The organism is Caulobacter sp. S45 (genome assembly GCF_009765965.1).
GTDB lineage: Bacteria > Pseudomonadota > Alphaproteobacteria > Caulobacterales > Caulobacteraceae > CAHJWH01.
In genome coordinates, this window is sequence record NZ_LMUL01000002.1 from 80,400 (window position 1) to 88,556 (window position 8,157).

Below are 8,157 nucleotides of genomic sequence, written 5' to 3' on the forward strand. Positions count from 1 at the left end.
AAGGCGGTAGCCCCTGAGCCGAGCCGACCAATTTTGATCGGGCTGGCCCAGGGGTCCATGCTTTAACGTCGAAGGGTGAGATCAGGCCGCGCGGCGACCGAGGTAGGCTTCGCGATCGAGCAGGGTGCGCTTGCGGTCCACGCCCCACCGATACCCCGACATCGCCCCGTCCTTGCCCACCACCCGATGACAGGGGATGAGCACCGCGATCTTGTTGGCGGCGCAGGCGCCGGCGACCGCGCGGGTCGCGTTGGGGTCGCCGAGGCGCGCCGCGATCGCCGAGTAGGTGTCGGTGTCGCCCGAGGCGATGTCCGCGAGGGCCGCCCACACCCGACCTTGAAAGGCCGTGCCCCGGACGTCGAGGGGCACTTCGACATTTGCCGTCGGGTCGTCGATCCGGCGCACAACCTTGCCCAGGAGGGCCAGTTCGCGCGCTCCGCCGGCCGAGAGGACAGCGTGGGGAAAACGAGCCTGCAGGTCTTCGGTCAGGGTGTCCGTCCGGTCACCCAAGAGCACCGCAACGACCCCCTTGGCGCTAGACGCCACGAGGACCGTGCCCAGGCTGCAGGCGCCGGAAACGTAATGGAGGGTTTCGCGCTGGACCCGGGTCCGCGCAGGTTTCGAAGTTTTGACAGAGATGCTCACGGTCGGCTCTCCTCTATGAATTAGCCTGCCTGCACTGTCTGCGAATCCTCTGCCACCCACACTCCGGGTCTTGCTTTCAAATCGAAGGAAAGCGGACTTCCAAGTGTTTCGCGCCACCGCCGAGCAGACTATTGCCCGCGAGCCGGTTCCATCACCTGGACCGACCTCCCGGGAAGACGGCCTCTACTCTTCCATGGGGGCGATTTATCGTTCAGACACGCCGCCCGAACCGGCCAGCCATTGGCCGATCCAGCGGAAACAGAGGCTGAGGCGATGAGCCAGGCATCCCTCACCGAGCAGACGATAGGCTTGCAGGTCGAGCACTTCTACGAGAAGGCCCGCGAAGATGCTCTTCTCGGTCCGGTGTTCTCTTCAGCCATTCAGGATTGGCCGCCGCATATTGTCGAGATCACCGACTTCTGGTGCGGCGCGCTGCTGGGCGTGCGCCGTTACAAGGGCAATCCCCTTGCGGCCCACGCAAAGCATCCCCTGACGCCGGCGATGTTCGATCGCTGGCTCGCCCTTTGGGGGGCGACGGCGGACGACGTTTTCGAGCCAGGAGACGCGGCGATCGTGAAGGACCGTGCTGGCCTGATTGGCGAGAGCTTGAAATCCGGACTGTTCTTTCGCCCGGCCAAAGGCCCTTAGCGTATTCGGTGAGCGCGTGGTCGAACACGCTCAGGCCTGATCGGCGGCCGACCGATGACTGGCCGAGCCGACGACCTGCAATAACCTTCAAGACGATCAGCCCCAGCTGGGCCACCGTCTGGGGAAGATGAAAAACCGCTCCTACAGCCAGTTCGGACCCGGCACACGCGCCTTGCATGTCGACCGGGAGATGGATCCCGGATCGGGGGTCGCCCCTGCGATCCAGCAATCGGTCACCCACTTCGCCGAATCCGGCGAAGAGTTCAGCCTCAAGGCGTCCGAACCCCTCAACGACCAGTTCTACGCCCGCCACGGCAATCCGACCGCCTCGCGGCTCGCAAAAATCCTCGCGGACCTGGAAGGCGCGGAGGCGGCGATGATCATGGCGTCAGGGATGGGCGCTATCGCCACGACCGTGCTGGCCCTCGTTGGGCAGCGGGATCATGTCATTGGCCAAACCAGCCACTACATCGGCACCACCAACCTGCTGACCCAGGTGCTGCCGAAGTTTGGGGTGGAGGTCACGCAGGTCGATCAGACCGACGCTGAAGCGTTCCGAAGGGCGATCCGCCCTGAAACCAAGCTCATCATCGTCGAGACCCCGGTCAACCCGACCATGCGCCTGACGGACTTAACCGCCGTGGCCGAGATCGCGCGCCAAGCCGGGGTTCTAACCCTCTGCGACAACACCGTGGCGACGCCTCTGATCACACGCCCCATCGACATTGGAATCGACCTGGTGGCGCACAGCGCCACCAAATACATCGGCGGCCACCACGACCTGCTCGCCGGCGCGATCTGCGGTCCAAAAGCGCTTCTGGACCGGATTTGGGACATGACCATGAACCTCGGCGCCATATCCGCGCCGTTCAACGCCTGGCTGGCGCTCCGGGGAATACGGACGCTAGGCCTTCGCATGGGTCAGCACAGTCGAAACGGGATGGCGATCGCCGAATACCTGTCGAGTCACCCCAAGATCGCGCGAGTGAACTATCCGGGCCTGCGATGCCATCCGCAGCACGATCTCGCCCAGCGCCAGATGAACGGCTTCGGCGGCCTCTTGAGCTACGAGGTGGTGGGCGGCTACGAGGGCGGGCGTCGCTTCATCCAGGCCTTGCAGCTCCCGTTCAACGCAGGAAGCCTCGGCGGGGTCGATAGCCTGGTGATCCAACCCGCCGCGATGTGGGGCGGGCGCTTGCCGGACGAGGTGGTGCAAAGCCAGGGGGTCGGGCCCGGCCTGATACGCATGGCGGCTGGGATCGAAGAGACTGCGGACCTGCTTGCAGATCTGGCGCAGGCGCTGGACCACATCTGACTACCGAGCTTCGAGCCGCCAATCGTCTATAAAATCAGCCGCTTATAAATCCCGCATAACATTGGTTATCACAAATTACAGTAGACGCCGGCTCGTTTGTCGACGGAAACGCCAGTGCGTGCGCCGGGCACCTGAGAGCCCGACGCACATTCCGAGTCCTATGGCTAAGCGGCGGCAATCTCGGCGGCCATCACATCAACGGTCTGCGCGAACGCCGCAGGCGACGTGACTGTGGACTTCAGGTCATCCGCCCAGTCGGGGCGCTTGGCCGTCCATGCTGTAAATTTCGACATTCCCAGGCCGAGCGTGCCGCCCAGGTACTGCGCCGAGATCTTCGCCGGAACGGACTGAAGGACGATGCCGGCGTTTTCGGGGTGAATGGTCGAGAACAGGGACACGGTTCGCGAAAACTTGGCCATCTCACCATTCTTCGCCAGCTCGGAGAGCAGAGTCAGAACGGCGCCAGAGGGTTGGTTGTACGCTTTTGAACCCTGCTCAGTAATGGCGTCAGCCACCCGAAGCGCGTCGGAAACCCCGATCGCGGCCAAGGCGTCCCTTATTGCGTTAGCCGCCTCACGCATATGCTCGCTGTCCTCGGACCAGTGTTCGGCCATGCCCGTCTTCGAACGCAAGACCTCTTCTACAAGGTCCATGCCCAGGGGTGGCAGAATGCGCATCGCTCGACCGGTAAATTCCAGGATTCCATTTTCAGTCAGGGTGGCCAGTTCCTGCTCGAAGCGGGGATGGTCAGCATCTCTGCGGTAGAGCGACGCGAGATCTCCCTCAAAGATCAAAGCCAACGAGTCCGGCTCCATAAGAGGATAGGGCCGCTCGCCCCCGTGAATATTCAACATCAGGCCGACCACCAGATTCTCGCGCAGACGTTGGCCCGCGCCAGAACCCGGGCGAAGCAGCGCGGTCCTGGCGCGGTGCAGCTTCGTCGAAGCCATCAAGTATGGAAAAACATCGCGATACCAGCGGCGCGGAACACCTGGGTCTATGACTGCTTCTCTCGGCTCGCCGTCCAGCCACGCCTGCACCGGCGCGATCAATGGCGACGGAATCGCATCTAAAAGGCGTTTGCGAAACTGAGCGGGCTCTACCAGCCGGGGCGTCGACGTTGTCGAACGCTCCAAATCGAACCAGTCGCGATAGCCGCCGGCGACGGCTCCGATGTTCTGACACTTCTTCAGGGAATAAACGAAGCCGCTGTCGTCAGCGACGCGCTTCAGGGATTTGGCGAATTTCTTGGCGCCATCAATTGTGGAGTACATGCGCAGATCCTTCTTCTGGCCTGATCGGAAACGCGCTGCTCGTTTCTGGCGGCCGGAATCGGGGTTTCGGGCGCGAGATGTATTAAACTCGTTGAGCCAGGAGCTCTTCGCCAAGGCAGCGGCCACGCCGACGGTTACGGCGCTGACAATAGAGGTAGGCGTGCCGCGCCAGGTTGCAAGCCCTTGGCTAGGGCAATTGTGATCCACCGGCGAACATCGAGGCGCCTAGGACAACGGTGGCTCGGAGGGAGCGTCGCCTGACATGGTGACGGCTGCCAAGGCCGCTGGAATACCAAGAAGGAAGCTCCGGACGTGCTCGGCTCGCGTGGCGACCACGAACCCGAGGCCTGAGGGCCAGCCCCAAACGACGCCTGCGACCTTTGCCATTTCGGGGCTCCAGGTCAGACCGAGGGCGCGGGCTTCGACAAAGCATGTGTTCCAAACGATTGAGCCACTAAGGCCTGGCGGCGTAGGTAAGCCCCGGTCGCCAACGACAGTGGTTGCGAGATCGGGATTGTAACTGAGAGCGAAGTGAAAACGGCTGTCCCAGCGGTCGTCTTCGGGAAGCTCGGTCTCCTTCGCTAAGCTGGTGGTGGCGCCGAACGCCAATCCTCCGAAAAGGAACTTGGTTTGCTCGCCGGCGTAACCAGCGAGCGCAAAAATCTCCTCGGGGTAGGGGGTGTGTGCGAGGGCGATCTGATCGACGGCTATAGCTTCAGCCATATGAGGGATGCAGGTCCAAGCCTCGTTACTGACCGGGATCGCGGCCAAGTCCCACGGCCAAGCTTTTTCGCAGTGGTTTCCACCGAGGACCACGAGATCCTCCTGAGCTTCGTAGCGGATCCCGAGACGGTCGCCGTCGTGTCGGACGGTCGCGACATGCTGGTTGGTGAGGACGAATTTCGAACCATCGATCTCGACAAAACCGCCAGTCCCCCATCCATCCCCATAGTCGCCTTGATCCTTAAACACCGGCGTCCGGTAACGCCTGAGGACATCCATCATGTCCTTGGTCAGCTGCGGCATTGCCGCGTCCCACTCTTCTTTGGTGAAGAGCAGCTGGAGCGTGATAGGTTCGAGGTCTGACATTCTTAACCCATTGAAATTTATGAGTAATTTCCGATAATGCTTATTATGCGCAAGACGTATCAGGCCGTTAGTAGGGTGAATCACCAACCCGGCGCCGGCAGCCTGGCAAGGCGCGGCAGACCTCTCCCCCGAGGGGCGGATGGGGCTCGTCTAAGAATTCTCTAAGCTTCATCCGACCGGATTTACAGCCGCCGAAAATGGGTGTCGCTGCCGATTCGGGGGCAGCGCCGGAATGGCGTTGCGGTCTCTCCGACGGCGGCAGATTCGCTCAGCTTAGGAGGCATCCATGCTCGAAATCATAGTCACCAACCCCGTCCTTCTGCTCGCACTCGGATCATGTATCGCGGTGATCATCGCCGCGGTGAGGCGCAAGCGATGATCGCCGCTGGTCAGAACATTGCGAAACGGCCGTCGCAGTTGGGGCCGAGGCCGTCGTCGACACTTTCAGCCAAAGCGCGGACTCAGGCAGGACCCCGCTTGATGGCCGCGATCTGGCCCGCCAAATCCGGCCGACCAAGGATGACCAGTCCTCTAGCAACTCCCGTCTGCAGGTTCGTCTTCGTCACCAAGTAGTGGACGGCCTCCCAGAGATCATCCCCCTGAAGGTGTCGCCGCTCACATGCGAGCTTCAGGATTTGATCGTAGTGCTCGGCGAACTGGTTGAGGCGGCCGACCTGATAGACGGCTTCAAGATCGGCGATCTCGTCCAGACTGAGCGCCCTCCGAATGGCATCGATGACCGTCTGGTCCACGCTGTGGCGCGCAGCGATCGCTTCGAAATCACGCGGCGCGCCGTAGTCGAGGCCCAGGCCGCCGGCCGCGGGCTCGTGCGGATGGCAAAGCGCCCATTGCTCAATTGCATAACGCGCATGCGCGTCCGTCAGGTGCTTGAGCGGGGTCATTTGGCCGATCCGCCGACAAGTCTCGCGGCTAGACTTGATGGCGGTGACAGCCGCGCTGAATTTTTTTCCGCTAAGGCCAAACTCAGCCATTACCGCCGCCTTGACCTCGTCAAAGACAGGATCGCGCCATTTATCGATCGGCGGAAGCCGGTCGGCGATAGCAATGAGGTCGGTGCGCGAGCATTCGGGCGTGAAAGTGCCGGTAGCCCGCTCTTCGCCCAGATCGATCGCCCGGTACTTCAAGGCTTCGATCACCTTGCCGAGCTGGATGACGCTATCGCGAATGACTGCGATGTTCGCCAGGGCCTTGCCTTCGAGGCTTTTGCCGCCGGCCCGATTTTCCGCGTAACGCAACTCCTGGCCGTCGTCGTCGATCGTGGCGAGACTTTCGACGTAAGGCTGGAGGTCGGCGATGAGCCGGCGCAGTTTCACATCCCCTGCCCCGGCCTGAGCGAGAAATTCCCAATGGGACCGGATGTCGTGGTCCTTCGGGTGAACCTGCGGGATGGCGCCCATTCGATGCAGCCGACTGATCGCCAGCTTTAGCGCCAGCTCGACGCCGTGCCGGGTGTTGTAGAGGATCGGCATGGCCAAGGTGTCGCGCTGGCCATGCAACCCTTTGTCGATGACTGCTGACGCCAACTCGATCGCCGCTTCGATATAACCGTCGACGTAGTTCTCCTCGGTCCCCTGCCGACCAATGCAGGCGTTCCACTCGGAATCGTGAGGCAGGTCGAAAAAGGGATCCGAGGTCGCGGCCATGTCGAATTTCTGTCCATATCGTCAATCACGGCATATTGGCCTGCGGACAAAGCTTCTCAACGTCGCTTGGCGCGCCTCCGCGTCAGCACCGGTCCGAAAACCGGTCGTAAGCATCGACCCGGCGCGTCAGCAGATCGATCTCCCCCCGGTAAATCTCGGCCTTTAGGAAAGCCAACTCCGGTTCGCGGACGGCCTCCGCCACGTCGATGTACCAAGCGCGCGGGCCGCCCCCCGCTTCAGCATTCCAGCGATAGCCGCGCGCCTTGAGCTGATCCTTGAAGTCAAAGGGGGCGTTCTCGGCCCATATGCGCCAAGAGGGCGCCCGGGCCCGGTCCAGGAGCTGGGCCAGCCCCGTCCGCCGGCTGACCGGATGGACGCGGGCCAGAAGCTCCAGCGCCGCCAGGCAGTCGTGGGTGGCGCGATGGCGCTCGTAGAAAAAGCCGGCGCTGGAAGCAAGATATGCCAGCTTGACGCCCTCGTAGCCCTCCCCTGCCCAGTCCACCTCGCTCATCGAGCAAGCCCAGGGCTTGGTGTTGAACACGTCGCTGTAGCGCTCAAGGAATTTGCGGTCGAAGGCCGCGTTGTGGGCGATCACCAGCGCCGCCGGCGCCGCGAAGGCGGCCACCGCCTGCGTGTCGATGGCGTGGCCCTCCACCATCGCATCGTCGATGCCGGTGATCGCTGTGACCTCCGGCGGGATCGGCTTGGAGGGTTGGCGCAGCTGCTGGAACGCCTCACCGATCCCGTAAATTTCACCATCCACACCGTAGGTGAAGGGCACCATGGCCAGCTCGATGATCTCGTCCCGTGCCGCGTCCAGGCCCGTGGTTTCGGTGTCGACGAACAATCCTTGCCGGAGCTGCACACCCGTCGGCGGCTCCCGCCGCGTCAGGGGCTCGAGGCGCCGCAGCACCCGATAGCCTCCAGACCGCTCGAGGGCCTGGGCCATAGTTTCGAGATCCTCGACGGTCTCGGCCGTGGGGTGGGCGTTGATCAAGCGGCGTCCGACTCGTCCAGCAACGAAGGTTCGGCTCCGAGCCTAACCGCCTCCGGCGCGAAGTTCGACAGTGTCACGCCCACCAGCCTCACGCCCTTGGGCGGAGGAAAAACCGAACGGATCAAACCGAGGCTCGCCTCGTGGATCTTGGCCTTGCTGTCCACCAGCCAAGAAAAGGACTGGCTGCGGGTCGATTGCTGGAAATCGGCCCATTTGATCTTCACGGTGACCGTGCGCGCCCGACGGCCGGTCTTTTCGCACCAAGCCCAAACATCGTCGGCCATGGCGAGCACCCCAGCCTCGATCTTATCTGGATCGACCAGATCCTCGCTGAAGGTCGTCTCCGAGCCCGACGACTTGCGTTCCCGGTCTGGGCGAACGGGCCGCTCGTCGCGGCCGCGGGCGATCTCATAATACCAGGGCCCCGACTTGCCAAAGTGGTGCTGCAGGAATTCCAGCGACTGGTTGCGCAAGTCAGCGCCAGTCTGGATGCCCAGCCTGTGCATCTTGGCCGCCGTCACCGGC

7 protein-coding genes and 1 pseudogene are annotated in these 8,157 nt (G+C 62.8%); 2 read left to right on the forward strand and 6 right to left on the reverse strand.

Features of this window, described 5'->3' with window-relative positions:
- Positions 1-81: 81 nt before the first annotated feature.
- On the reverse strand, positions 82-645 hold the full coding sequence (locus tag GSQ87_RS01435; RefSeq protein ID WP_216838910.1) for a methylated-DNA--[protein]-cysteine S-methyltransferase: 564 nt from the start codon (positions 643-645) through the stop codon (positions 82-84).
- Positions 646-918: 273 nt separating this feature from the next.
- On the opposite strand from GSQ87_RS01435, the gene GSQ87_RS01440 reads away from it, so the two are divergent.
- Both GSQ87_RS01440 and GSQ87_RS01445 read left to right on the forward strand, forming a co-directional pair.
- Positions 919-1,293 carry a group III truncated hemoglobin gene (locus tag GSQ87_RS01440; RefSeq protein ID WP_158912792.1) on the forward strand — a complete coding sequence of 125 codons (375 nt, stop codon included), beginning with the start codon at positions 919-921 and terminating at the stop codon, positions 1,291-1,293.
- A gap of 127 nt (positions 1,294-1,420) precedes the next feature.
- The gene (locus GSQ87_RS01445) at positions 1,421-2,608 is read left to right on the forward strand and encodes a PLP-dependent aspartate aminotransferase family protein (RefSeq protein ID WP_158912793.1); all 1,188 of its coding nucleotides are present in this window, start codon (positions 1,421-1,423) and stop codon (positions 2,606-2,608) included.
- Between the two features lie 164 nt (positions 2,609-2,772).
- On the opposite strand, the gene GSQ87_RS01450 is transcribed toward GSQ87_RS01445, so the two are convergent.
- The 5 genes and pseudogenes from GSQ87_RS01450 to GSQ87_RS01470 all read right to left on the reverse strand — a co-directional run.
- On the reverse strand, positions 2,773-3,882 hold the full coding sequence (locus GSQ87_RS01450; RefSeq protein ID WP_158912794.1) for a hypothetical protein: 1,110 nt from the start codon (positions 3,880-3,882) through the stop codon (positions 2,773-2,775).
- A gap of 225 nt (positions 3,883-4,107) precedes the next feature.
- Complete coding sequence (locus GSQ87_RS01455) at positions 4,108-4,971, reverse strand: hypothetical protein (RefSeq protein WP_158912795.1); 864 nt, start codon at positions 4,969-4,971, stop codon at positions 4,108-4,110.
- A 461-nt stretch (positions 4,972-5,432) separates the two neighbouring features.
- On the reverse strand, positions 5,433-6,635 hold the full coding sequence (locus tag GSQ87_RS01460; protein ID WP_158912796.1) for a hypothetical protein: 1,203 nt from the start codon (positions 6,633-6,635) through the stop codon (positions 5,433-5,435).
- A gap of 82 nt (positions 6,636-6,717) precedes the next feature.
- Entirely contained in the window at positions 6,718-7,632 is a 915-nt protein-coding gene (locus tag GSQ87_RS01465) for a 3'-5' exonuclease (RefSeq protein ID WP_256375861.1), read from the reverse strand.
- Positions 7,629-8,157, reverse strand: a pseudogene (locus GSQ87_RS01470) (DNA polymerase IV); the annotation flags it as partial. The pseudogene GSQ87_RS01470 and the gene GSQ87_RS01465, both read right to left, overlap by 4 nt.

Coding starts and splice junctions, on each gene's coding strand:
- GSQ87_RS01450 (WP_158912794.1), bottom strand. CDS start 3,882: ATGTACTCCACAATTGATGGCGCCAAGAAATTCGCCAAATCCCTGAAG.
- GSQ87_RS01440 (WP_158912792.1), top strand. CDS start 919: ATGAGCCAGGCATCCCTCACCGAGCAGACGATAGGCTTGCAGGTCGAG.
- GSQ87_RS01445 (WP_158912793.1), top strand. CDS start 1,421: ATGAAAAACCGCTCCTACAGCCAGTTCGGACCCGGCACACGCGCCTTG.
- GSQ87_RS01455 (WP_158912795.1), bottom strand. CDS start 4,971: ATGTCAGACCTCGAACCTATCACGCTCCAGCTGCTCTTCACCAAAGAA.
- GSQ87_RS01460 (WP_158912796.1), bottom strand. CDS start 6,635: ATGGCCGCGACCTCGGATCCCTTTTTCGACCTGCCTCACGATTCCGAG.